The organism is Mesorhizobium sp. P2_F7, from assembly GCF_056403695.1.
Window position 1 is genome coordinate 719,554 of sequence record NZ_JBFUFA010000001.1, and the last position, 23,505, is coordinate 743,058.

General features: G+C 63.4%; 23 protein-coding genes. 10 read left to right on the forward strand and 13 right to left on the reverse strand.

All coding sequences use genetic code 11. From position 1 onward, the window contains the following. Positions 1 to 241: 241 nt before the first annotated feature. From AC1DZ8_RS03255 to AC1DZ8_RS03270, 4 genes are all read right to left on the reverse strand, one after another. Complete coding sequence (locus AC1DZ8_RS03255) at positions 242 to 1,702, reverse strand: UdgX family uracil-DNA binding protein (RefSeq protein WP_477308712.1); 1,461 nt, start codon at positions 1,700 to 1,702, stop codon at positions 242 to 244. Between the two features lie 2 nt (positions 1,703 to 1,704). Beyond that, positions 1,705 to 2,940: a putative DNA modification/repair radical SAM protein gene (locus tag AC1DZ8_RS03260; RefSeq protein ID WP_477308714.1), complete on the reverse strand. Its 1,236-nt coding sequence runs from the start codon at positions 2,938 to 2,940 to the stop codon at positions 1,705 to 1,707. Between the two features lie 86 nt (positions 2,941 to 3,026). Beyond that, entirely contained in the window at positions 3,027 to 4,412 is a 1,386-nt protein-coding gene (locus AC1DZ8_RS03265) for a glutamine synthetase family protein (RefSeq protein WP_477308716.1), read from the reverse strand. 62 nt (positions 4,413 to 4,474) lie between these two features. Beyond that, entirely contained in the window at positions 4,475 to 5,857 is a 1,383-nt protein-coding gene (locus tag AC1DZ8_RS03270) for an aspartate aminotransferase family protein (protein WP_477308718.1), read from the reverse strand. Positions 5,858 to 6,015: 158 nt separating this feature from the next. Here AC1DZ8_RS03270 and AC1DZ8_RS03275 point away from each other — a divergent pair, with 158 nt between their 5' ends. Then, on the forward strand, positions 6,016 to 6,468 hold the full coding sequence (locus AC1DZ8_RS03275) for a hypothetical protein (RefSeq protein WP_477308720.1): 453 nt from the start codon (positions 6,016 to 6,018) through the stop codon (positions 6,466 to 6,468). 11 nt (positions 6,469 to 6,479) lie between these two features. On the opposite strand, the gene AC1DZ8_RS03280 is transcribed toward AC1DZ8_RS03275, so the two are convergent. Beyond that, complete coding sequence (locus AC1DZ8_RS03280) at positions 6,480 to 7,454, reverse strand: WD40 repeat domain-containing protein (RefSeq protein WP_477308722.1); 975 nt, start codon at positions 7,452 to 7,454, stop codon at positions 6,480 to 6,482. Between the two features lie 249 nt (positions 7,455 to 7,703). After that, positions 7,704 to 8,756, reverse strand: a complete 1,053-nt coding sequence (locus tag AC1DZ8_RS03285) for a CobW family GTP-binding protein (RefSeq protein WP_477400311.1) — start codon at positions 8,754 to 8,756, stop codon at positions 7,704 to 7,706. A gap of 433 nt (positions 8,757 to 9,189) precedes the next feature. Here AC1DZ8_RS03285 and AC1DZ8_RS03290 point away from each other — a divergent pair, with 433 nt between their 5' ends. After that, complete coding sequence (locus AC1DZ8_RS03290; protein WP_477308726.1) at positions 9,190 to 9,660, forward strand: MarR family winged helix-turn-helix transcriptional regulator; 471 nt, start codon at positions 9,190 to 9,192, stop codon at positions 9,658 to 9,660. A gap of 15 nt (positions 9,661 to 9,675) precedes the next feature. Here AC1DZ8_RS03290 and AC1DZ8_RS03295 read toward each other — a convergent pair whose 3' ends face one another. After that, positions 9,676 to 10,551 (reverse strand): helix-turn-helix domain-containing protein, encoded by an 876-nt coding sequence (locus AC1DZ8_RS03295; RefSeq protein WP_477308728.1) that lies wholly within the window; start codon positions 10,549 to 10,551, stop codon positions 9,676 to 9,678. 47 nt (positions 10,552 to 10,598) lie between these two features. Between AC1DZ8_RS03295 and AC1DZ8_RS03300 the strand changes: the two genes are divergently transcribed. From AC1DZ8_RS03300 to AC1DZ8_RS03320, 5 genes are all read left to right on the forward strand, one after another. Next, positions 10,599 to 11,006, forward strand: a complete 408-nt coding sequence (locus AC1DZ8_RS03300) for a DUF2000 family protein (RefSeq protein ID WP_477308730.1) — start codon at positions 10,599 to 10,601, stop codon at positions 11,004 to 11,006. Positions 11,007 to 11,191: 185 nt separating this feature from the next. After that, the gene (locus AC1DZ8_RS03305; RefSeq protein ID WP_477308732.1) at positions 11,192 to 12,076 is read left to right on the forward strand and encodes a DMT family transporter; all 885 of its coding nucleotides are present in this window, start codon (positions 11,192 to 11,194) and stop codon (positions 12,074 to 12,076) included. Between the two features lie 64 nt (positions 12,077 to 12,140). Continuing rightward, positions 12,141 to 13,163: a LacI family DNA-binding transcriptional regulator gene (locus AC1DZ8_RS03310; protein ID WP_477400407.1), complete on the forward strand. Its 1,023-nt coding sequence runs from the start codon at positions 12,141 to 12,143 to the stop codon at positions 13,161 to 13,163. Beyond that, positions 13,160 to 14,143, forward strand: a complete 984-nt coding sequence (locus AC1DZ8_RS03315) for a 2-hydroxyacid dehydrogenase (protein WP_477308734.1) — start codon at positions 13,160 to 13,162, stop codon at positions 14,141 to 14,143. The genes AC1DZ8_RS03310 and AC1DZ8_RS03315 overlap by 4 nt, the downstream gene beginning before the upstream one ends. A gap of 91 nt (positions 14,144 to 14,234) precedes the next feature. Continuing rightward, positions 14,235 to 14,642, forward strand: coding sequence for a hypothetical protein (locus tag AC1DZ8_RS03320; RefSeq protein ID WP_477308736.1), 408 nt, complete (start codon positions 14,235 to 14,237; stop codon positions 14,640 to 14,642). Between the two features lie 9 nt (positions 14,643 to 14,651). Here AC1DZ8_RS03320 and AC1DZ8_RS03325 read toward each other — a convergent pair whose 3' ends face one another. Next, entirely contained in the window at positions 14,652 to 15,425 is a 774-nt protein-coding gene (locus tag AC1DZ8_RS03325; protein ID WP_477308738.1) for a gamma-glutamyl-gamma-aminobutyrate hydrolase family protein, read from the reverse strand. A 296-nt stretch (positions 15,426 to 15,721) separates the two neighbouring features. Between AC1DZ8_RS03325 and AC1DZ8_RS03330 the strand changes: the two genes are divergently transcribed. Further along, on the forward strand, positions 15,722 to 16,831 hold the full coding sequence (locus tag AC1DZ8_RS03330; RefSeq protein WP_477308740.1) for a TRAP transporter substrate-binding protein: 1,110 nt from the start codon (positions 15,722 to 15,724) through the stop codon (positions 16,829 to 16,831). 53 nt (positions 16,832 to 16,884) lie between these two features. Here AC1DZ8_RS03330 and AC1DZ8_RS03335 read toward each other — a convergent pair whose 3' ends face one another. The 5 genes from AC1DZ8_RS03335 to AC1DZ8_RS03355 all read right to left on the reverse strand — a co-directional run bounded on the left by AC1DZ8_RS03335 (position 16,885) and on the right by AC1DZ8_RS03355 (position 22,123). Then, positions 16,885 to 17,223, reverse strand: coding sequence for a VOC family protein (locus AC1DZ8_RS03335; RefSeq protein ID WP_477308742.1), 339 nt, complete (start codon positions 17,221 to 17,223; stop codon positions 16,885 to 16,887). Positions 17,224 to 17,590: 367 nt separating this feature from the next. Further along, on the reverse strand, positions 17,591 to 18,619 hold the full coding sequence (locus AC1DZ8_RS03340) for a zinc-dependent alcohol dehydrogenase family protein (protein WP_477400312.1): 1,029 nt from the start codon (positions 18,617 to 18,619) through the stop codon (positions 17,591 to 17,593). A 19-nt stretch (positions 18,620 to 18,638) separates the two neighbouring features. After that, entirely contained in the window at positions 18,639 to 20,417 is a 1,779-nt protein-coding gene (locus AC1DZ8_RS03345; protein WP_477400313.1) for a TRAP transporter large permease, read from the reverse strand. Further along, entirely contained in the window at positions 20,414 to 21,019 is a 606-nt protein-coding gene (locus AC1DZ8_RS03350) for a TRAP transporter small permease subunit (RefSeq protein WP_477308746.1), read from the reverse strand. The genes AC1DZ8_RS03345 and AC1DZ8_RS03350 overlap by 4 nt, the downstream gene beginning before the upstream one ends. Before the next feature lie 198 nt (positions 21,020 to 21,217). Then, entirely contained in the window at positions 21,218 to 22,123 is a 906-nt protein-coding gene (locus AC1DZ8_RS03355) for a branched-chain amino acid ABC transporter permease (RefSeq protein ID WP_477308748.1), read from the reverse strand. Between the two features lie 151 nt (positions 22,124 to 22,274). On the opposite strand from AC1DZ8_RS03355, the gene AC1DZ8_RS03360 reads away from it, so the two are divergent. Both AC1DZ8_RS03360 and AC1DZ8_RS03365 read left to right on the forward strand, forming a co-directional pair. Beyond that, positions 22,275 to 22,883, forward strand: coding sequence for a CGNR zinc finger domain-containing protein (locus tag AC1DZ8_RS03360; protein ID WP_477308750.1), 609 nt, complete (start codon positions 22,275 to 22,277; stop codon positions 22,881 to 22,883). Next, positions 22,864 to 23,403: a hypothetical protein gene (locus AC1DZ8_RS03365; RefSeq protein WP_477308752.1), complete on the forward strand. Its 540-nt coding sequence runs from the start codon at positions 22,864 to 22,866 to the stop codon at positions 23,401 to 23,403. Before AC1DZ8_RS03360 ends, AC1DZ8_RS03365 begins: the two co-directional genes overlap by 20 nt. Positions 23,404 to 23,505: the final 102 nt, after the last annotated feature.

Consider the following 23,505-nt stretch of genomic DNA (forward strand, 5'->3'; position numbering starts at 1 on the left):
AGCCTCTCTTCGTCATCCTAGGGTGGAGCAGTCGCGAAGCGACGTCGCGGAAACCCTAGGATCCATGCCGTGACAGCGGCCGAAGAGCGCAGCGGCACAGAATGAAGGTCGCGTTCACCAGGACTTGTTCTGCACCGTGGCGGAGCATTGAGGTCGCGGCATGGATCCTCGGGTCTGCGCTGCGTCGCTACGCTCCTTGCTTCGCCCGTGGATGACGAAGGCGCGGAGGCTTTCGCTCATCTCACGCCACCATCAACCGCTTCACCTCTTTCATATCCCGCAAAAACCGCTCGCGCTCGGCCTCTTTCTCCGCCGGCTCCTGAATGCGCAGGATGAAGGATGGGTGGATGGTGATGAACACCCGCAAGCCGTCCTCCCGCTCAACCACCTGACCCCGCATCTTCGTTACCGGGATCGCCTTGCCCAGCAGCGACGAGGCCGCCGTTGCGCCAAGCGCCACGGCAAGGTCGGGCTTGATCAGCTCGAGCTCCTTGCCGATCCACCAGCGGCAGGCCTGAACCTCTCCGGCATTCGGCTTGGAATGGATGCGACGCTTGCCGCGCGGTTCGAATTTGAAGTGTTTTACCGCATTGGTGACATAAACCTTTTGCCGGTCGACACCGGCATCGTCCAGTATCGCATCGAACACCTTGCCGGCTGGGCCGACAAAAGGTTTGCCGGCGAGGTCCTCCTGATCGCCAGGCTGTTCGCCGACGAAAACCACCTTGGCAGTATCTGGCCCTTCACCGAACACGGTCTGCGTCGCATCGCGCCACAGCGGGCAGCGGCGGCAGCCTTTTGCGGCGTGGCGTAGTTCGGAAATGGTGCTGGCATCATCATCCGGCGCCTCGGCCGGCTCACGTTTCGGCCAATGTTTCGCCTGCACCTTGGCGTGGTGCGGCGCGGGCGTCGTCGGTTGTCTGGCAATCATATCCCTGGCGGCCTCGTCCGCTCCCGCGATCAAGTCTGGAATGAGCGAGGCCTCCGGAAGGTTCCGCCAATATTTCTTCGGCATCTCCTTTTGCATCGCCTTCACCTTCAGCCGCGCCGGGTTGAAGATGTTCTCGAAATAGGTGAGCCACAGCGCCTCGGTATCGTCCTCGGCCGGTGCATCGCCTTTGGCGGCGCCGGTCCCGATGGCCAGCCTTTCGCCATCCCAGTCGGCGGAGGCGTAAGGCGTCAGGATGGTCCAGCGCATGCCGGTGAAACGCCGGACGAAGAAATCCGCGTTGCGCTCGACGATGAAATGCTCGGGCTCGAACCAGGCGACATAGCGCTCATCGTCGCCATGGCCGATTTTCCGAAAGCGGACGAAGGCATGCATCTTGTGGCTGTCGCGCCGCACCGCCTTTTCCATGGCTTCGAGCCGTCTGGTGTCGGGATCCGTGGCGATGGCCAGCAATTTTGGCTCGGTGCGCAGGCGCCAAAGCATCCGGTAGAGAAAACCGAACCGGCCGGGATCGGAATGGCAAAAGGCGGTTCCGGCATGGGCAATAAACTCGCGCGGCACGACGAGTTGCGCGCCCGCCAGCACAGAAGGCAAATCGGCTTGATGGGAGTCTGCTGCAACGCTCCAAGCGACGTCCTCCGGCCGCACCTCGTTCAGCGCCAGCCGCCGCGCCGCATCGCGCCAGCCGGCGAAATCGGTCTGGCTCGCAAGGTGCACGCTATATCGGGCAAGGGTGAGTTGAGCCGGCTGCATGATCAAAACAGCGACAGTTGTTCGCAAGAGCGCACGATCGTGTCGCGCAGGCCGGTCTGGTCGGTGAGCCCGCCCGGCGACCAGCCTTCGGCGATGATGAACGGCCGCAGCTTGGCGATCGACTGGCAGATGCGTCCGACATCTTCGAGCCGCAGCCGCCGGTGGCGGCGCGTCTCCAGGATTTTTGCGATCACCTTGGTGCCGAGACCTGGTACGCGCAGCAGCGCCTCGCGATCGGCGCGGTTGATGTCGACCGGAAACCGCCCCCGGTTGCGCAAAGCCCAAGCGAGCTTCGGGTCGATGGCGAGATCGAGCATGCCGTCACCGCTGCCGGCGAGGATTTCCGGCTGCGAAAAGCCGTAGAAGCGCATCAGCCAGTCGGCCTGGTAAAGCCGGTGCTCGCGCATCAACGGTGGTTTCTGTAGCGGCAGGGAGGACGACGAATCCGGGATCGGGCTGAAGGCGGAATAATAGACGCGCCGCAGATGGTAGCTGCCATAGAGCCGCGCGCTGGTGTGCAATATGCCATCGTCGGATGTCTTGTCGGCGCCGACGATCATCTGCGTCGATTGTCCGCCCGGCGCAAAGCGTTCGCGCTTCTTGGTCCTTAGCGTCGGCTCGGCCTTTTCCTCCATCTTGCTGCGCAGCCTGGCCATGGACAGGCGGATCGTTTCCGGCTTCTTTTCCGGCGCCAGTTTTTTCACGCCCTCATCGGTCGGCAGCTCGACATTGATCGACAGCCGGTCGGCGTAAAGGCCGGCCTGCTCGACCAGTTCGGCCGAGCTTTCCGGAATGGTCTTCAGATGGATATAGCCGGAGAATTTTTCCTCCAGTCGCAGCCGCCGCGCCACTTCCACCATTTCGGCCATGGTCTCGTCGGGCGAACGGATGACGCCCGAGGACAGGAACAGGCCCTCGATGTAGTTGCGGCGGTAGAAATCCATGGTCAGCTTCACCACCTCGTCGATGCCGAAGCGGGCGCGCCGCACGTTGGACGACGAACGGTTGATGCAATAGCTGCAATCGTAGATGCAGAAATTGGTAAGCAGGATTTTCAAGAGCGAAATGCAGCGGCCGTCCGGCGCGTAGGAATGGCAGATGCCCATGCCTTCGGTGGAGCCGATGCCGCCGGATCTGAGCGAATCCCTCTTCGCCGAGCCCGACGAGGCGCAGGAAGCGTCGTATTTGGCGGCGTCGGACAGGATCGCCAGCTTTTCACGGACGGTGAGTGCGCTCATCCGTTCATGATATGTTCTAAACGGCCCGGATGTCACCTCATTTGATGCAGGCGGCGAAAAAGTGATCGCCGCCCAGCATCAGGTCGTCACACCTCGTGCAGATAAAGGTGGTAATCTAGTTCGCTCACGGTACGGGCGACGCGCAGATATTCGGACTGCTTGATCGCCACGAAGGTGCGATGCAGGTCCTCGCCCAGCGCTTCTTTCAGGAAACTCGACGCCCGTGCCGCTTCGATCGCGGCGCGCCAGTCGACCGGCATGGTCGTGCGCGTGACGGCGGCTTCATAGCCATTGCCGATCGTCTCGGGTCCGGGGTCGAGACCTTCGTCCAGTCCCTTGACGATGCCTGCCAGCACGGTTGCGGCGATCAGGTAGGGATTGGCGTCGACGCCCGACGGCCGGTGTTCGATGCGCCGGTTCTTCGCATCGCCCGCCGGAACGCGCAGCGCCACCGAACGGTTGTTGACGCCCCATGTCGGCGCAACCGGCGCATAGGATTGCGAGACGAAGCGCCGCCAGGAATTGGCGTGTGGCGCAAACACCAGCATCGATTCGGCCATGGTCTGGATCAGCCCGCCGAGCCCTTGCAGCAAAGGCAGCGACCAGCTTTCGCCGCCGGCCTCGGCAAACACGTTCCGGCCAGCCTTGTCCTGCAACGACACGTGGAAATGCATGCCGGAGCCGGCGTATTTCTCGATCGGCTTGGCCATGAAGCAGGCGGTGACGCCATGACGGCGCGCCTGCGCCCGCACCAGCCGCTTCAGCATGACCAGATCGTCGGCCGCCCGCATCACATCCTTGCGGTAGTTCAGCGTCAGTTCGTACTGGCCGGGCGCATATTCGGAAATGACCGTCTCGGCCGGAATGCCTTGCGCCTTGGCTGCGGCATAGATGTCTGAAAACAGCGGCTCCATGCCGTGCAGGTGGTCGACCGAATAGACCTCGGTCTTGGCCGAGCGGCGGCCGTCGAGTACGGCGTCTGCCGGCTTCACCTTGCCGTCGGCATCACGCTCATTGGCAAGCAGGAAGAATTCGAGCTCGAAGGCGCCCGCGGGATAGAGACCCTTGGCCGCCAGGATCTCGACCTGCCTGGCAAGCGCCAGCCGCGGGTCCGATGACATTGGCTGTCCGTCCAGATGGTACATCGCCATCAGCAGCTGGCCGCGCGGCGGGCTGGTGCCGTAGAGCGGCACCAGCGTGCCGGGGATCGGCCAGGCCCTGAGGTCGCCGTCGCCGGTTGTCCAGATCAGTCCGGTCTCGTGCACGTCCTCGCCGGTGATGTCGAGGCCGAGGATCGAGATCGGCATGTGGCGGCCGCCCTCAAAGATGCTTTTCAGCTCATGCCGGCGCACGATCTTGCCGCGGCCGACGCCGTTGGCATCGGTCAAGACGATATCGAAGGCTTCGATTTCGGCATGGGCGTCGAGAAAGGCTTGCGCCTCGGCGGGCGTCGAGCCCGAAGGTGAAGTCATGATTACTGTACTCAAGGTTGGCTTGGCGGCCCGTTCGTTGACCGCCCGTTCAGTCGCTTGTCTCATGCCGTAAGCCTTGCCGCAACCGTGGCGAAAGCGGTGATCAGCCGGTTGACCTGGGCGCCGGTGGTAGCCGGCGAGATCAGCATCATGTTGTGGAAGGGCGCAATCAGCACGCCCTGGTTGACCAGCGCGACATGGACCGCCGCTTCCAGTTCCGGCGCGTGCGCTGCCTCGGCCTCGGCGCCATTGCGCAACGGGTCGGGCGCGCAGATGAACTCGACACGGGCGCCGACGCGGGAGACATGCCAGGGCAGATTGTAGCGGTCGATGACGCCAGTCAGCCCGGCGTCGAGCCGCAATGCCAGGCGGTCCATCCGGTCGTAGTTCTCACTGGTCATCACCTGTTCCAGCGTCGCGCGCATGGCCGCGAACTGCAGCGGATTGGCCGACAGCGTCGTGCCCATGCCGGAATAGCCCGGTTCCTTGGTTCTGTTGTAATCGGCATAGCGGCTGGCGACCTCGTCGCTCATCCCCCACACGCTCGCCGGCACGCCGCCGGCGATCGGCTTGCCCAGCACGAACAGGTCGGGTTGCAGCCCGAATTTTTTGGTGTAGCCGCCCGGGCCGGTGGAGATGGTGTGGGTCTCGTCGATCAGAAGCAGCGTGCCGGCCGCGCGCGTCAGTTTGCGCAAAGCATCATGGAAACCCGGATCGGGCAGCACCATGCAGGAGTTGGTCAGCACCGGCTCGGTGATGACACAGGCGACATCGCGGTCGGCGAGTGCGGCTTCCAGCGCGGCGACATCGTTGAATTCGATGACCTTCGCCGTCTTGGTCAGATCGCGGAATTCGCCCGCCAGTCCCGGCCGGTTGACAGCGATACCATCGACCAGCCGCACCATCGTCTCGTCGACCGAGCCGTGGTAACAGCCATTGAAGACCAGGATTTTTTCGCGGCCGGTGACGGCGCGAGCAACGCGCAGCGCGAAGCGGTTGGCGTCGGTGGCGGTGGTGGCGATCTGCCAGAACGGCAGGCCGAAACGGTTCTGCAGCAGCGGTCCGATGGCCAGTGCATCCTCCGAAGGCAGCATGTAGGTCAGACCGCGTCCAGCCTGGCGGCGGATGGCGCGCGCCACCGGCGGCGGCGAATGGCCGAACATCGAGCCGGTGTCGCCCAGGCAGAAATCGTCGAGCCTGATACCGTCAATGTCGGTGATGGTGGCGCCTTTGGCGCTGTCGACCAGGATCGGGAACGGCGTCGGCCAGTCGTTCATCCAGTGCATCGGCACGCCGCCGAAGAAGCCAGGCAGGCCGTTGCCCACCTTGGCTGCCGATTTCGGCCGCGCCTTGCGGAAGGCTTCTGCCTCACTCTCGCGCAGCCTGGCGATGCGGTCACGGCTGATGCCGCCGATCGATAGGCCTGAATGGTCGGTTGAATGCATGAAAATCCCCTCTCGGCCACCACTCTAGCCAATCGCCATCTCAAACCGCAATTGGCCGCCGGGCTGCACTGCATTGGTTCAGCAGCACTCGGCTGGCGCTTGACCTTGAGCCCAAGCCCGGTGCCAATACGCTTAGGCATTTGGTTCTGGGGGAGAAAATGCGGACGATCATCTGCACGACGACATTGCTTCTGTCGGCTGGCGCGGCCTTCGCGTCGGGTGGCATCTGGTGTTCCGCCGATGACAAGGCGGCAAATTTCGAGGTCGAAGCCGGCGTCACAAGGGGCATGGGCGGACCGACCTTCAACTTTCGTGGCAATCTCGAGATCGTCGGCCGGCCCGACGGCGACAGCCTGCGCAAGACCGTGTTCGAGGATTCCAACCTGACGCAGTACTGGCTCGACGACAAGGAATTGCGGCTGAACATCTACCACGAGCATGAAGTCGCGCAGCACATCAACTCGGTCGAGCTGACAATCCTGACCAAGACCACGGACGAAGGCGTCTATGACGGGAACTATACGCTCGCCATTTACGATGCCGCCGCGGACACGGACCAGGACGGCAAGCCGGTTGAAGTCACAGGCAAAGTGTCTTGCGGGGCTGAGTAAGAGCGTTCCGGCTAGGCTGAGATGTCGATGACGCCGCAATCGCCGGTCGCACTTCCGAAGGCGATCCGGCGTTCTTCTTTGTCCCACATCATCGATGTGATGGCGCCCTTGCCTTGCCGGCGCAGCAACACTTCCCGGGCATCGGCAAAGCGCACCGCCATCACCATGCCGTCATCATAGCCGATCGCCGCCACGTCCTGGCTTGGGTGACAGGCAACGCAGGTAACCATCGCATTGCCGCGCGTGCCGAGCTCAAGAGGCGCCTTGCCCATCGGGCCGTCCTTGCCCGAAAACGGCCAGACGATCGCCGCCGGCGCGCCGGAACTCGCCAGCCATTTGCCCTTCACGCTCCACGACAGGCTTTTGACCTTGCCGGGATAGCCGGTCATGCGCATGTGCTTGCCGTCGACAAGCTTCCAGCCATGCAGCGCGTTTTCCTGCATGGTGGTGACCAGAAAGGCGCCATCGGGCGAGAAGGTAATGCCGGTATGGGCGCCGGCCCATTCGAGTTCCACCGGTTTGCCTTCGGCGGCCGGGAAATGCAGCGTCGCGCCATTGTAGCGGGCGACGCCGAAGCGCATGCCCTTGGGCGAGAAAGCCAGCCCCTCGACCGAACGCGGATGTGAGAATTCTTTGGTCTTGCCGTCGGCAAAGCGCACGAAAGCGGTCTTGCCCGTGGCATAGGCGATGGCGCCTTGCGGCCCGGCGGCAACGCTGGTGATCCACTTCTTGCCAGCGCTCGCCAGTTCCCCGACATTGCCACCTGCGGCAATGGCAAGAATCTTGCCGTCTTCGCCACCGGTGATCAGCCGATCATTGGCGGCGTCATGGAACGTGGAAAGCAGTCCATCATTCGCCTGCACCGTCCTGTGGCCATTGTCGAGCCGATGGACGGCGCCATCGGCCAGCGCAAAATGCGGCACGTTGTCGAGGAAGACGGCGGCGACGCAATGGCCGTCGAGGTCGAGAGGGGCAACTGTGGGCATCAGAACCATTCCAATGAATTTTGTCGCCATCCCCGGGAAGCCGCCAGCGCGGCCAGGTGTAGCGCCAACCTTCTCCCCTTGTGGGAGAAGGTGGATCGGCGCGCAGCGCCGAGACGGATGAGGGGTGTTGGACGGATCGCCGTCCTTGCCAAGCTGGAGCACCCCTCATCCGACCTCGCTTCGCGAGGCCACCTTCTCCCACAAGGGAGAAGGAAGAGCGGGCAGCGCTAGCGCCATAAAGTCCGGAAATCAAGCCGCCTGGCAGGCGTCAAAGCTCTTCTTCAGCCGCTCGGCGTCGAGGTCGCGGCCGATGAACACCAGCCGGCTCTCATGCTTTTCGCCGTCTTTCCACGCGCGCTGGTGGTCACCTTCGATGATCATGTGCACGCCCTGGATGACATAACGCTCGTCGTCGCCTTTGAGCGCGATGATGCCTTTCAGCCGCAGGATATTGGGGCCTTCCATCTGGGTGATCTTCTCGATCCAGGGGAAGAATTTCTTCGAATCCATCTCGCCGCCGCGCAGCGACACCGACTGCACCGTCACATCGTGAATATCGGAGGGGTGCGCATGATCGTGGTGATGATGGTCGTGCCCGTCATGATCGTGGTGATGATCATGGTCGTGGTCGTGATCATGATCGTGCGCTTCGAGGAAATGCGGATCGTTCTCCAGCGCGCGCGATAGGTCGAAAGCGCCGCGGTCGAGAACCTCGGACAGCGCCACGCCGGCGCGCGTGGTGCGGTGAATCCTGGCCGCCGGGTTGATGGCGCGAATGGTCGCCTCCACTTTGGCCAGCTCTTCGGGTGTCACCAGATCGGTCTTGTTCAGCACCACGACGTCAGCGAAGGCGATCTGGTCCTCGGCTTCCCTGGAATCCTTGAGCCTGAGCGGCAGATGCTTGGCGTCGACCAGCGCCACGACAGCGTCGAGCTTGGTCTTGGAGCGCACGTCGTCGTCCATGAAGAAGGTCTGCGCCACCGGCACCGGGTCGGCCAGACCCGTGGTCTCGACGACGATGGCGTCGAAACGGCCGGGACGGCGCATCAGGCCTTCGACGACGCGGATCAGGTCGCCGCGCACGGTGCAGCAGACGCAGCCATTGTTCATTTCGTAGATTTCCTCGTCGGATTCCACGATCAAATCATTGTCGATGCCGATTTCGCCGAATTCATTGACGATGACGGCGTAACGCTTGCCGTGGTTTTCCGACAGGATGCGGTTGAGCAGCGTCGTCTTGCCGGCACCGAGATAGCCGGTGAGAACGGTCACGGGGATCTGCGTCGTCTGTGCATCGCTCATGTCTTGCCTCGAATGACTGGGCCGCGAAATTCCGGGCCGCAAGAAGGGATTGTTGGCCTGATATAGGATGTGCTCCGGGTTTTTGCACGGGGCAAACCGCATGGGCGTTTGACCCAGGGGTTGAGGGTGCGGGCGTGTGGACCGAAACATCCCCCGAACAGGCCGTGTGCGAGCGATGCCGCCCATCCAGCGCGTCGCCTGAAAGCCTCTTCGTTGAGCTGTGCGGAGCCGCGCCGTCTCAAACCACTGCAATCGCCTTGGCGGAAACTCGTTTGTCATCTAACTGAAATAAACATCTGGCATCACCACGGTGGGCACCACAAATGCTTGCCGGCAAAGCTGTTTCGAAAGCCGGAATCTTTCTGATCGTCGATTGCCAACCGGCCGGCTGCGTCTATGCTGCACGCACCGGTACGGCCGAAGAGGGATCACCATGGCCAAGGCGGACAAGACTGCAACGATGAGCCGGCTGCATTCGGCGGCAAGGCTAGCAAGGACCGCGCTGGCGGCGCGGCTTCTGGCGCATGGCTTCTATGCCGGCCAGGACCAGATCATGCTGACACTCGACCGCGAGGACGGCCAGACGCCCGGCAACCTCGCCGGCCGCCTCGGCGTGCGCCCGCCGACCATCACCAAGACCATCAACCGGCTGCAGGCGCAGGGCTTTCTGGAAAAGCGCGCCTCCTCGGCAGACGCCCGCCAGGCGCATATTTTCCTCACCGACACCGGCCGCGAAATCATCCACGCCATCGAGAAATCGGTGAAGAAGACGGAAAAACAGGCCTTGAAGGGCCTCGACAAGAAAGAGCAGAAGACGCTGTTCAAGCTGCTCGCCCGCATCGAAGCCAATCTGTCGAACGAAGAGCTGGTGCTCATCGACGACGATGGCGACATCGACGACTGATCGGCACGTTCTGAGCTAGGCCGCCAACGAAGGTCCGCGCACCAGCGTCGACCAGCGGCCGGGCGTAAGGCCAAATGCCTTCTTGAAATGTCTGTTGAAATGGCTCTGATCGCTGAAGCCGGCGCCAACGGCGATCTCGGCCAGCGGCTCCCCTGCCTCGATCATCCGCCTTGCCTTTTGCAGCCGGCGCATCAGCAGGAAACGATGCGGGCTGGTGGCATAGGTCGCGCGGAAATGGCGTGACAGCGCATAGCGGTCGAGCCCGGTGATCGCCTCCAGCTCATCGGAACGGACGGCCCGCTCGGCATTCTCCTCGAGATAGTCGCGCGCCAGCGCCGCGGCGCGCCAGGCCGTCTTTCCCATCGGCTTTGCCTTCTGTCCGGCATGACGCCTGAGATGCTGCGCCAGCTCCGCAACGAAATCGGCGACGAACAGCTCGTCCAGTCCTTCGTCGAGCGGCGCCAGGGCCGACAGCAGCGTGCCGCGCAAGGCAGCATCGCTCACCACCGCATCCCTGACGAAAGGCAGCGCCGCACCGCCAAGGCAATCAAGCAGCAGCGACGGCTCCAGATAGAGGATCCGGTAGCGCAACCCGTCCTCGGTGCCGGCGCCGCCATCGTGCACTTCGTCAGGGTGCAGCACGATCACCTGGCCGGGCAGGCTGTGGTTCAAGGCGCCGCGGTAGTGGAAACGCTGCACGCCCGACAGCGTCACGCCGACGGCAAGCGTATCGTGGCGGTGCAGGTCGAAGGCGTTGCCGTGGAAATGCGCCTCGATGCGCTCGATGCCGGTGGTAACAGGCGCCGAAACGATGCGGTCCCCAGGGGCGACCGAATCCGCGCACGAACGTTCAAGACCCTGTGCCGCCTCACCGTCTAGACCGTGCGCCATCGCCTATCCCTGCCCGTCACGGGCCCGCTCCCGGAGTCCTAATCTTGGTGTTCGATACGAAATTTGCAATCGTGCTGCGGGACGATCTCGCCGTCTGGCAAAAGCTCAACGTCACGGCGTTCCTGACCAGCGGCATCGTCGCGCAATTCCCTGACATCATCGGCAAGCCCTATCGCGACCGCGCGGGCAACCTTTACAATCCACTGTCGATCCAGCCGGTCATCGTGCTTTCGGCCGACGGACCGACGCTCAATGCCGTCCACCGCCAGGCGCTGGAGCGCGGCGTGGCGACATCAGCCTATGTCGAGGAGATGTTTGCCACCGGCTTTGATGCCGCCAACCGCGCCATCTTTGCCGAGTTCGCGCCGGAAGACGCCAAGATCGTCGGCATCGCGCTGCGCGCCGACAAGAAACTTGTCGACAAGATCACCAAGGGTGCCCGCATGCATGCCTAGTTCGTAAGCAATTGGGCTGCAGTGGGCTGAGCCTGTGCGCGTCGCCTGTTGTGCCAGTCGCTTTTGGCTTGCCGGGCACAGGCGATTGCCGCAAAGGTAGGCTTCTATCCTCCCTGCCCGGCCTGACATTGAACGTTCCCGCAAAATCAGACGAAAGCGCAACGCCGCCCGCGGCGATGCTGTTCATGCTTTCGACCTATGTATTTTTCACCTTTCTCGACACGTCGAGCAAATATCTGGTGCTGGCCGGCGTCTCGGCGCTGGTCGTCGCCTGGGCCCGCTTCACCGTCCATGTCGTGCTCGTCGGTGTCTTCCTGCGCGGCTGGCGCGAGCCGTCGCGCTTCCGCGCCAACAATCTGCCGGCCCACATCCTGCGCGGCGGGCTGCTGTTCGGCTCGACCATGTGCAACGTCATGGCGCTCAAGACACTGCAACTGGCCGAGACCACTTCGATCTACTTCTTCGGCCCGATGGTGATCACCGCGCTTGCCGGCCCGCTGCTTGGCGAATGGGCCGGTTGGCGGCGCTGGCTGGCGATCCTGTCGGGTTTTGTCGGCGTGCTGGTCATCACAAGGCCGGGCGTCGGCGTGTTCGGTGTCGGCCATCTCTTCGCGCTTGGCTCGATGCTGTCGAACTCCTTTTACGTCATCATGACGCGACGCATGTCGGCCAGCGAAAGCTCGGAAAGCCTGATCCTGTTTTCGGCGCTGGCGCCGGCCGTGCTGCTTTTGCCCATGCTGCCGTTCTCGCATGGGCTGCCGCAGGACGGCTGGCACTGGCTCATTCTGGTGATGCTGGGCGTGTTCGGCGCCGGCGGCCACTGGCTCCTGGTGCAGGCCTACCGCCTGGCGACCACCACGGCGCTGGCGCCCTATCCCTATTCGCAAATGGTCTGGATGATCCTGTCCGGCTGGATCATCTTCCACCAGTTCCCCGACCGCTGGACGCTGGTCGGTGCCGCCATCATCGTCGCCAGCGGCCTCTACATCATCCATCGTGAGCACCGTCTGCGCCTGCGCAATCGCACGACTGTCGACGTCGAGGCGGAGGCGCTGGCGAAAAAACTTTGATTTGCTCCGAATCCGATGGCATAACGCCGCATTTAAACAATTTAAAAACTCGGGGAGCGAAGGGCTGGCACAAAAGATCAAGCTTTCGACGATCGCGGATGCGCTTGGCGTGTCCACGGCCACGGTCTCCCTCGCACTGCGCGACAGCCCGCTGGTCGCCGGCGCCACGCGCGACCGCATCAAGGAACATGCCCGCGCCATCGGCTATATCTACAACCGCCGCGCCGCCTCGCTGCGCACCTCGCGCTCGGGCATTGTCGGCGTCGTCGTCCACGACATCATGAACCCGTTCTTCGCCGAGATCCTGCGCTCGATCGAAAGCGAGCTCGACCGCAGCCGGCAGACCTTCATCCTGTCCAACCACTACGACCAGTTGGAGAAGCAGCGCACCTTCATCGACACGCTGCTGCAGCTCGGCGCAGACGGCGTCATCATGTCGCCGGCCATCGGCACGCCGGCTTCCGACATCGTCATGGCCGAGGAAAACGGCCTGCCGGCGGTGTTGATCGCGCGCACCGTGGAAGGCGCCGATGTGCCGGTGTTCCGTGGTGACGATGCCTATGGCACAGCACTTGCCACCAATCATCTGATCTCGCTCGGCCACAAGCGCATCGCCATGATCGGCGGCACCGACCAGACCTCGACCGGGCGCGACCGCTATCAGGGCTATCTCAACGCCATGGAGGCCGCCGGGCTTGAGGTCAGGCCGTCCTGGCGCATTGCCGGGCCGCGCACCAAGCAGGGCGGGTTCGAGGCGGCTGGACAGTTTTTGGCGCTGAAAGACAAGCCAACCGCCGCCTGCTGCTGGAATGATCTCGTCGCCATCGGGCTGATGAACGGCATTGCCCGCGCCGGTCTGGTGCCGGGCGCCGACATCTCGGTCACCGGCTATGACGACCTCGAGGAGGCGGCAATCGCAACACCGGCGCTCACCACGGTCTGGAATGGCCAGCGCGAGGTCGGCCGCCGCGCCGCCAGCGCACTGCTCGACAAGTTGAATGGACAGGCGGTACGGCCGTCGCAGGAACTGATCAAGCCGGAACTGCATGTGCGCCAGTCGACCGGCAAGCCGGTGGAGCGTGCATGACCAAGCCTGAGCAGTTGCACTCCGTCGCCGTTCTGGTGCCGGGGCATTTCAACGACCATGCGGTCGAGCGCATCGACCGCACCTTCAGACGGGTCAAGATCGAACGCGCCGATCCCGCACTTGTCACCGACGAAATGCGCCGTGACGTGCGCGCCATTGCGTCCTTCGCCGGCGTCAACGCGGCATTGATGGATGCCTTGCCCAATCTCGAATTGATCGCGTCTTTCGGCGTCGGCTATGATTCCGTCGATGCCGTCCATGCGGCCAAGAAAAACATCATGGTCACCAACACCCCCGATGTGCTGACCGAAGAGGTTGCCGACACCACGATCGGCCTTTTGCTCAACACCGTGCGCGAACTCTATACCGCCGAGAAATGGCTGCGCGACGGCAGCTGGGTGAAGAAGGGCAACTATCCGCTGAGCCGGCTGACCTTGCGCGGCCGCCATGTCGGCATTTTGGGCATGGGCCGCATCGGCCTGGCCATGGCGCGCCGGCTGGAGGCGTTCGGGCTGCCGGTCGCCTACCACAACCGGCGCCGTGTCGAAGGGCTTGCCTACCAATACCATCCGACGCTGAAGGGCCTTGCCGAAGCGGTCGACACGCTGATTTCCGTGGTGCCGGGCGGCGCTTCCACCGAAAAGGCGGTCAACGCCGAAATCCTGGCGGCGCTTGGCGCCAATGGCGTGTTCGTCAACATCGGCCGGGGCAGTACGGTCGATGAGCCGGCGCTCGCGGCAGCGCTTGCCAACGGCACCATCGCCGCCGCCGGGCTCGACGTCTTTGCCGACGAACCGAACGTGCCCAAGGCCTTGCTCGAAGCGCCCAACACGTCGCTGCTGCCGCATGTCGGGTCGGCCTCGCACCACACGCGCCGCGCCATGGCGGATCTGTGCGTCGACAATCTGGTGTCCTGGTTCAGCGAGCGGCGGCCGCTGACACCGGTGCCGGAGACGGTGAATGTGAAGGCCGCCGGTTAACGCCGGGGCGCGACGGCCACATTTATTAACGTCGGCTTAACCCCTTTGAAATGATTATTCATCCGGGGCGTATGCGTGGATGAATACCAGAATGAAGATACTTTCCGCATTGATCGCCGCCGCGGCGCTGTTAGGCGGCGTTCAGCTGCTTCACGGCGGCGCTGGGCAAAGCGCTGCCGACGAGGTCACGCCGTCCACCAGCTTCAGGCTTGTCGCCAATGGCGATGAAGGCGATTGCGCGGTGAGCCGCGGCGCCGCGATTCGAGACGGCCTGTCACTGTTGACGGTAGCGCCAAATTGCCGCCGGCTGCTGCCCGGCATCGAGCGGGCGAAATTCTGGCGCGAAGAGCAGGACGGCACCGTGGCTTTCAGCGCCGACGGCATCGACCCGATCGTCACCTTCTCGGTTGCCGATGGCGATGGCTACGAATCCTACGCGCCAGCCACGCCGTTGCTATCGCTGGCGGCCGCCGACGATCGGGATCAATCCGGCAACTGATACGCTCGATTACTCGGCCGCCGCCCGCGCGCCGGCTTTCGCCGCCGCATGCAGGCGCACCGCATCACCGAAGGCGCGGAAAATCTTGGCCGAGTTGCTGTCCGACTTGACCCAGTATTCCGGGTGCCATTGCACGCCGACAGCGAAAGCGCGGGCGTCCTTTACCGACACCGCCTCGACTGTGCCGTCAGCGGCGACGGCCTCGACCTGCAGCTTCGAGCCGAGCCGGTCGATCGCCTGGCGATGCAGCGAATTGACCTTGATGTCGCCGGCGCCGAACACGCCGGCCAGACAGCTGCCCGGCTTGATCGAAATGGTCTGGTGAATGGCGAAACGCTCGTCCTGGTTGTCGCTCACCGGGGCGCGGTGGTCGAGCGAGCCCTCGCGCTCCTGGATTTCGGTGCCGAGCGTGCCGCCCAGCGCCACGTTCAGTTCCTGGATGCCGCGGCAGATGGCGAGCAGCGGGACGCCGCGCTCGATCGCCTTGCGGATCAGCGGCAGCGTAGTGGAATCGCGCGCCGGATCGTAGGGGCCGTTGGCCTCGCTGGCATCGCCGCCATAAAGTGAGGGATGCACGTTGGACTTCGAGCCGGTGACCATGACGCCGTCGACCGACGACAGCAATTCGTCGAAGTCGAGCCGGTCACCGAAGGACGGCACCAGCAGCGCCAACACGCCTGCGCCCGAAAGCGCCGCCTCGATATATTGCTGCGGGGCGGCATGCCAGGTGTAGTTGTCGAACTGACGGACGTCGGTCGATATGGCGACGAGCGGTTGGTGCATTTTGGGTCCGGATTCCCTTTGACGCGAAGCGAATAGGCTATTGTGCCTGCAAAATAGGCGATCCGAAGGCGCTTTTCCATGGCAAGTTTCACCGCCTCGCATGGGCCAGGCAATAAACGTTAGACTATAGTTGCAGGCCGGGCGCCAAGCCTGCGGATTTGTCGCCAGCGCCGCCGTCAAATCCCGCTGCCATGCTGGACTCGACCCCTTGCCCGTGTATTGTTTCGGGCAAACCGATACCGGGCGTGAGGAGATGTCCCTGATATCGGTTTGTTGGTCCAATAGGGAGGAACTGCATGGATCGTCGTTCATTCATCCGCAAGGCCGGGGTCACCGGCGTGGGCGCCGCGGCGGCTGCGGCCACGCTTGCCGCGCCGGCAATCGCCCAATCCAATCCGAAAGTGACGTGGCGGCTGGCATCGTCCTTCCCGAAATCGCTCGATACGATCTATGGCGGCGCGGAAGTCTTCTCGAAAATGCTGTCGGAGGCGACCGACGGCAATTTCCAGGTCCAGGTCTTTGCGTCCGGCGAACTGGTGCCCGGCCTGCAGGCCGCCGACGCCACCACTGCCGGTACGGTCGAGGCCTGCCACACGGTGTCATACTATTACTGGGGCAAGGACCCTACATGGGCGCTGGGTGCGGCGGTGCCGTTCTCGCTCAATGCACGCGGCATGAATGCCTGGCATTACCATGGCGGCGGCATCGACCTGTTCAACGAGTTTCTCGCCACGCAAGGTCTTTTCGGCCTGCCCGGCGGCAACACCGGCGTGCAGATGGGCGGCTGGTTCCGCAAGGAGATCAACACCGTCGCCGACCTTTCCGGCCTCAAGATGCGCATCGGTGGCTTTGCCGGCAAAGTTGTCTCGAAGCTCGGCGTCGTTCCGCAGCAGATCGCCGGTGGCGACATCTATCCGGCGCTGGAAAAGGGCACCATCGACGCCGCCGAATGGGTCGGCCCCTATGACGACGAGAAGCTTGGCTTCTACAAGGTCGCGCCCTACTACTACTATCCCGGCTGGTGGGAAGGCGGGCCGACCGTCCATTTGATGTTCAACAAGGCGAAATACGAAGAGCTTTCGCCTGCCTACAAGTCGCTGGTACACACAGCGGCGCAGGCGGCAGACGCCAACATGCTGCAGAAATACGACTATCTCAATCCTGCGGCGGTGAAGCGGCTGGTGGCCGGCGGCGCGAAATTGCGGCCGTTCACCCCGGAAATCATGGCTGCCTGTTTCGAGAAGGCCAACGAGGTCTACACCGAAATGGAAGCCTCAAACGCACAGTTCAAGAAGATCTGGGACTCGATCAAGGGCTTCCGCAAGGAGCACTATCTGTGGGCGCAGGTGGCCGAGTACAATTACGACACCTTCATGATGGTCCAGCAGCGCAACGGCAAGCTGTAGGCCGCTGTTCATTTAAAAAGACCCCGGGCTGGATAGCCCGGGGTCTTTTTTTGTCAGCCCGCGTAGGCGCTGACCTCGACCAGTATTCCGCCCGGCGCATTGCAATAGAAGGTGGTCGATTTGACGCCGCCGCGCGTCAGCTCCTGCACGTCGCCCGGCTCGCGGCCGGCACCGGCAAGTTCGGCATGCTTTGCATGCACCATCTGCGCATTGCCAATGAAGAAGCCGACATGAAAGCCGTCGGGATAGGCGGCCTCCTCTCCCTTGCTGGGCTTCATCAGGTTGAGCGCAAAGCCATCGCTGCCTTGCAGAACAGCAAAGGCATCCTTGCCGCGCATGTCGAGAAGCGCAAAGCCGAAATGGCCGGTGAAGAAATCACTGAGGCCCGGCAACGTCGGCCGTCACCAGATTTGCATGGTTCAGTTTCATGATACGTTTCCTGTCACGGTTGAGGTGCGGACAGGCTTGGCCGCAGACCACGAACCGGCGGGTGCATTGACATCGGAATTTTGCCAAGACCCAACCGGCTCGCGGGCTGTGCGCCTCGCTTGCCGGCCGCGGGTCCTCTCGCACAAGAGCGATGAACAGGCCTCCGCCGAGCATGATCCCTAGAAGTGGCGTCCGGTTTTCGGACAAGATCATGCTCGAGAAACAAGAAACGGAAGAGGCCGGACTACCGAACCGGCCATGTCTTTTTCGGCGCGGCCTGAATAGCCGATAGCCAAACCGGCGGCAAGGGTTGACGTGCGCCGGTGCGCCTCAGCTTCGTCCCGGCACCACCAGCACCTTGACCTGGCCGGGGGCGGCCGGATTGGCGATCACCGAGGGGGCTTCCTCGAGGCCGACCTGTCTTGAGATGAGCTTGTCGATCTCGATTGCTCCGGACGCGACAAGGTCCGCAGCCCGCCGGTGGGTGAAGGGGTTGATGAACGAGCCAAGAACCTTCAATTCACGAAACAGGATGTCGAACGGTTCGAAGGGCACTTTCACGCCTTGCGGCATGACGCCGACAATCACCACCGTGCCGCCCGACTTCGCCAGCCGCATCGATTGTTCGACGGTGTCGGGGACACCGGCGCATTCGAGCACCACGTCGAGCCCACCGGGCACAAGCCCGCCTGGCCCGGCGATGGCCTCGATCGGGTCAACGGCGCCTGGATCGACCGTCGCCGTTGCGCCGAGCTCTTCGGCGAGCGCCCGGCGGGAGGCTTGCCGCGTCGACAGGATGATTGTCGCCGCTCCTGCGAGCCTCACCAATTGCACGGTGAGCAGGCCGATGACGCCGCCGCCGAGCACGACAACCGAAGCGCCAGGCCTGATGCCGGCGAGATCGACAGCATGCAGGCAGCACGCCAGCGGCTCGCAGAACGCGCCATGCGTTGGCTTGAGGTTCGCAGGCAGTAGAAAGGCCTGGCTCTGCGGCATCACGACATAGTCGGCGAAGCCGCCGTCGCGATGGATGCCGATGGCCCTGAGATTGCTGCACAAATTGACACGGCCGGCCCGGCAATGGCCGCAGCGCCCGCAGGAGATGTTGGGATCGCCGGTGACGCGGTCGCCGACGGCGATGCCGGAAACCGCTTCTCCGACGGCCTCGACGATGCCGCAGAATTCGTGACCAAGTGTCACCGGCGGGCTCGAAGGGAATTCGCCGTGGAGGAGGTGGCGGTCGGTGCCGCAAACGCCGCAGGCTTCCACGCGCACGAGAACATCCTGCGGTCCCGCAACGGGCTTGTCGACTTCCCGCAGCGCGATGCTACCCACCGCTTCCAGGCGCACAGCTCTCATCGCTTTATCCCATGCGGCATCAGTTGAAACTCGGCGGCTTGGACAGATCCGTCGCCGGCGGCGCCGGACTGGCCGGTGGCGTGTCGCCGAAATTCGGCGGCTGCGACAGATCGTTCGAGGGTGGCGCCGCCGGAGATGCGCCGCCATCGGCAGGCGGTGGTGTGCCGAGAGGCGCAAGACCTGGCATGTCCGGCAACTTGATCTCGATCGTACCTGGATCGACGGCCGCGCCCTTGTAGTGCATCACCATCTGCGGGAAGGCGATGGTCAGCCCGATCATGATCACCTGGATGCAGACGAAGGGCACCGCGCCCCAGTAGATCTGGCCGGTGGTTACCGGCGCGATCTGCTTGCCGGTGAGGCGGTCGAGATAGGGCACGCGCGCGGCGACCGAGCGCAGGTAGAACAGCGCAAAGCCAAAGGGTGGGTGCATGAACGAGGTCTGCATGTTGACGCCAAGCAGCACGCCGAACCAGATCAGGTCGATGCCGAGCTTGTCGGCTGCGGGCGCCAAGAGCGGCACGATGATGAAGGCGAGCTCGAAGAAATCGAGGAAGAAGGCCAGGAAAAAGACCAGGATGTTGACGCCGATCAGGAAGCCGACCTCGCCGCCCGGCAGCGACGTCAAAAGGTGCTCCACCCAGATATGGCCGTTGACGCCGTAGAAGGTGAGCGAGAACACCCGCGCGCCGATCAGGATGAACAGCACGAAAGACGATAGCCGCGTTGTCGAGGTCAGCGCCTGCTTGATCACGTCGAGCGACAGCCGCCCCTTGGCCGCCGCCATGATCAAGGCGCCGACGGAACCCATGGCGCCGCCTTCGGTCGGCGTGGCAATGCCGAGAAAGATGGTGCCCAGCACCAGGAAGATAAGCGCCAGCGGCGGGATCAAGACGATGATCACCTGCTGTGCCAGCCGGGACATCATGTTGATGTTCAGGCGCTTGTCGGCAATCGCCACGATGTAGATGAACAGCACGCCGACGCTGGCGCCGAGAATGTCGGCATTGTCGCCATGCGCCGGTGCGAGATAGCGATAGGCCGCATAGGAAATCGCGACTGTCACCAGCAGCGCCGCCAGAAGCGACAGAACGCCGTGGCCCAGCGTGCGCGCCTCCAGCGGCAGCGCCGGCACCCATTTCGGCCGGACGATCGACATGATCAGGATGTAGAGCGCGTAAAGGCCGGTCAGGACCAGGCCTGGGATCAGCGCGCCGGCATACATGTCGCCAACGGAGCGGCCGAGCTGGTCGGCCAGCACGATCAGCACCAGCGATGGCGGGATGATCTGCGCCAGCGTGCCCGAGGCGGCAATGACACCGGCCGCCAGCCGGCGGTCATAGCCATAGCGCAGCATGATCGGCAGCGAGATCAGGCCCATGGCGATGACCGACGCGGCCACCACGCCGGTGGTGGCCGCCAGCAGCGCACCGACGAAGATCACGGCATAGGCAAGACCGCCGCGGATCGGCCCGAACAGCTGGCCGATCGTGTCGAGCAGATCCTCGGCCATGCCGGAGCGCTCAAGCACGATGCCCATGAAGGTGAAGAACGGGATCGCCAGGAGCGTGTCGTTGGACATCACCCGGCTGCCGTAGAAATTGTCGGGCAAAGCGTGCAGCAGCGGCCAGGCCAGATTGATCGAGCCGCCCGAATAGGGCGACAAAACGACACCGATGAAGAAGAACATCAGGCCGTTGGCGGCGAGCGAGAAAGCGACGGGGTAGCCGATCAGCAGGAAGATGATCAGCGAGGCGAACATGATCGGCGCCATGTTCTGGGCGATGAACTCGATCATGGGCGCGCCTCCTGGGCGAGCGCCTTGGCTTCGTCGGCGAGGGCCTTCGCGTCGAGCTCGGCCTGCTCGTGCGCCGATATGAACGGATTGGGATCGTCCATGTCGCCGCTCATGATGGCGATCTTCTTGATGATCTCGGAGATGCCTTGCAGGGCCAGCAGGAAGAAGCCGACGAGCAAGATCGCCTTGGCCGGCCAGATGATCAGGCCGCCGGAATTGTTCGACATTTCGCCGCTGCGAAACGACAGCGACACGTAAGGCACGAAATAGATCACCATCAGCGTCACGAACGGCATCAGGAAGAACAGATGGCCGAGCAGGTCGATCCAGTGCTGAACGCGGCGCGAGAACATGCCGTAGACGATGTCGATGCGGATGTGGTCGTTCTGCTTCAGCGTGTAGGCGGCGGCCAGCATGAAGGCGGCGCCGAACAGGTACCACTGCAATTCCAGCCATGCGTTCGACGAGATGTCGAAGATTTTGCGGATGACGGCATTGCCGGCGCTGACCAGGATTGCCAGCAGGATCAGCCACGATATCCATCTGCCGATGAACTCGTTCATACGGTCAATCGTTCTGGATAGAGCGAGCAGCCCTGCCATGCATTCCTCCCTTATGTCGAAGGCGCGCCGGCTCCCCTTATTTTCCGTCGCGCCGCTGTGGCCTAACGGTATGCCGCGCGTGGTTCGGCGGGTCAACATGGCATAGGCGCGATCAACGGCGTTGTGACGGGAGGCAGGGGATAAAGCGCCGCCTGGCGGCTGCGTCATGCAACCAAAGTCTGATGCCGGATGCGGCGATCAGGCGATCTTCTGCTGGTCGCGGCCGGGACCGATCAGCACGAGTGCTGCGACCAGGAACAGATACATCCAGCCATCGCGCCATTCGATCGGGAAATAGCCGGCCCATAACGACTCCGCCATGCCGAAGGCGGCCGCACCGAGCGCGGCACGTGGCGGCGAGAGATAGCCGCCCACCGCGGTGACGAAGAGGATTTTCAGACCGTAGACGAGGCCGGAGCCGAAGCTGACATTGCCGTAGTAGAGGGCTGCCATGACGCCGGCCAGTGCGGCGCAGAAACCGCCGGACAGCACAGCATGCCGGAACACCTTGCGCACATCGACACCGCACAAGGCTGCCGCATGGGGATCGTCGGAGACGGCGCGCCAGCGGCGGCCGAAACCCGAACGGGCAAACGCCCATGCGGCGAGGATGATTGCCGCTAGAACAATCGCGCAGTCGATAAGCTGGATCAGCGTCAGCGTCGCCTTGAAGCTGGCGTCCTGAGCAAAAACAATGGGCTGCGCCAGCATCGGCGGCAGCCACCAGTCATGTGTGTCGGCGGCAATGCGGCTGGCTTCCGACAGCACCAGCAGGATGCCGAGCGTTGTCACCACGATTGCGTTGGGCGTGCGGTCGGCCAGCGGTTCGAAGACGCTGCGCGACAGCACGTGGCTGATCAGCGCGGCATAGAGGAAAGCCGTGACGACGCCGAGCACCACCGCCGCCAGCAAGGTCAGCCACAATACCTGATAGCCGAAGGCCACGGTCAGGATCATCGTCTGGCCGCAAAAGGCGAACAGTGCGCCATAAGCGAGATTGGTCCGGTGCAGGATGCCGTTGGTCAGCACGTAGCCGAAGGCGAGCAGCGCATAGAGCGCGCCCGAATGCAGCCCGTTCAGCACCTGCTGGAAGAAATAGAGCATGGGTGACCTTCCGGGCATGCCGCCCAAAAGTGCAAAGCGGTTTTGGGGCAACGACATGCCTCAACAAAGTCCTGCGGAGGCCGCGCCCGCACCAAGGTTTGCATCGTAGAATCTAACTTGTCAAACGCGATTTATCGGTTAGATTTCCGATATGACGGTATCCTGGACCCCGCATCGCTTCACCGGCGGCATGCTTGCGCTCGACACGGCGAACACCGTGGTGTTGCGCAACGATCCCGACAAAACCTTCGACCGTTTTGCCGATCCGGCCGAGATCGCGCGCTTTGCCGATGCCGCCAGCGGTTTTCGCGGCGCCGAGCTTGGCGGCAGGCGGCTGGAGGCGGCCTCGCCGGACAGGATCGCCCCGGTGGTGCTGTCGATCCGGGAGACGACCGACCGGCTGTTTCGCGGCGCGGTGTCGAAAGGTGCGCTTGCCGCCGGCGACCTCGCCCCTTTTCTCAAGGCATGCGCCAGCGGACTCGATCAGAGCCCGGCCGAGATCGGCGCTCCGGGCAAGCCGTTCGGCGATCCGGCGACGCCGATCGCCTTTGAGGCGGCGCTGGCGGTTTCGGCCTTGTCGCTGCTGCGCGACGATACGGTCGCCAGGCTCAGAATCTGTCCCAACTGCAGCTGGCTGTTCGTCGACAGAAGCCGCAATTCCAGCCGTCTTTGGTGCGACATGGCGGTGTGCGGCAACCGCCAGAAAGCAAGCCGTCACTATCGCCGCCGTACGGCGGCTCATGAGGTCAAGAATGCCTAGGGTTTTTCGTTCGATCCTTGTCGGCGCGGCATTCACTGCCGCTGTTGCGCTCGGCGCCTGCCGCGACACCGGCGGCGATGGCAAGCTGTTCGAGGTTTCCGGCAAGGTCGTCGTCTTCAACTACCGTCTCGCCCGGGCGACCTATGTCGTGACGCTGCGGCCCCTGCAGCCGATGGGCGAAGGCCAGGTGGCGGTCGCCAGCTTCCAGAATCCCGCCGGCGGCGCGCCTTTGGTGGTCGAGCAGAAGGTCTGGCCGAAGCTCGACAAGGTCAGCCTGGAGAGCCCGGCGCTGACCTGTATCGTCAAGGATAAGCCTTACGCGATTTCGATCAGCATCAAGGGTTCCGACGGCACTGAGCTTCAGAAGATCGACACCACGCTGATATCGAGCGAGGATCAGTCGATCTTGCCCGACCGTCCCTTGGTCGTCGACCAGCTCTACACCGCCAACCCGGATCTCGCCGGCCATCCCGACGGCAAGCTGCCGAACGAGCCGAAGCCGGATTGCCCGAAGGCCTGACGCGCCGCTCAGCCTGGCACTTTCGATTTCGTTTGACCTGCCTTGCAAGCGGAGAAAGACTGCGCCATCTCACTCCTACGTTGGCTGCGCCCCCCGCCGCCG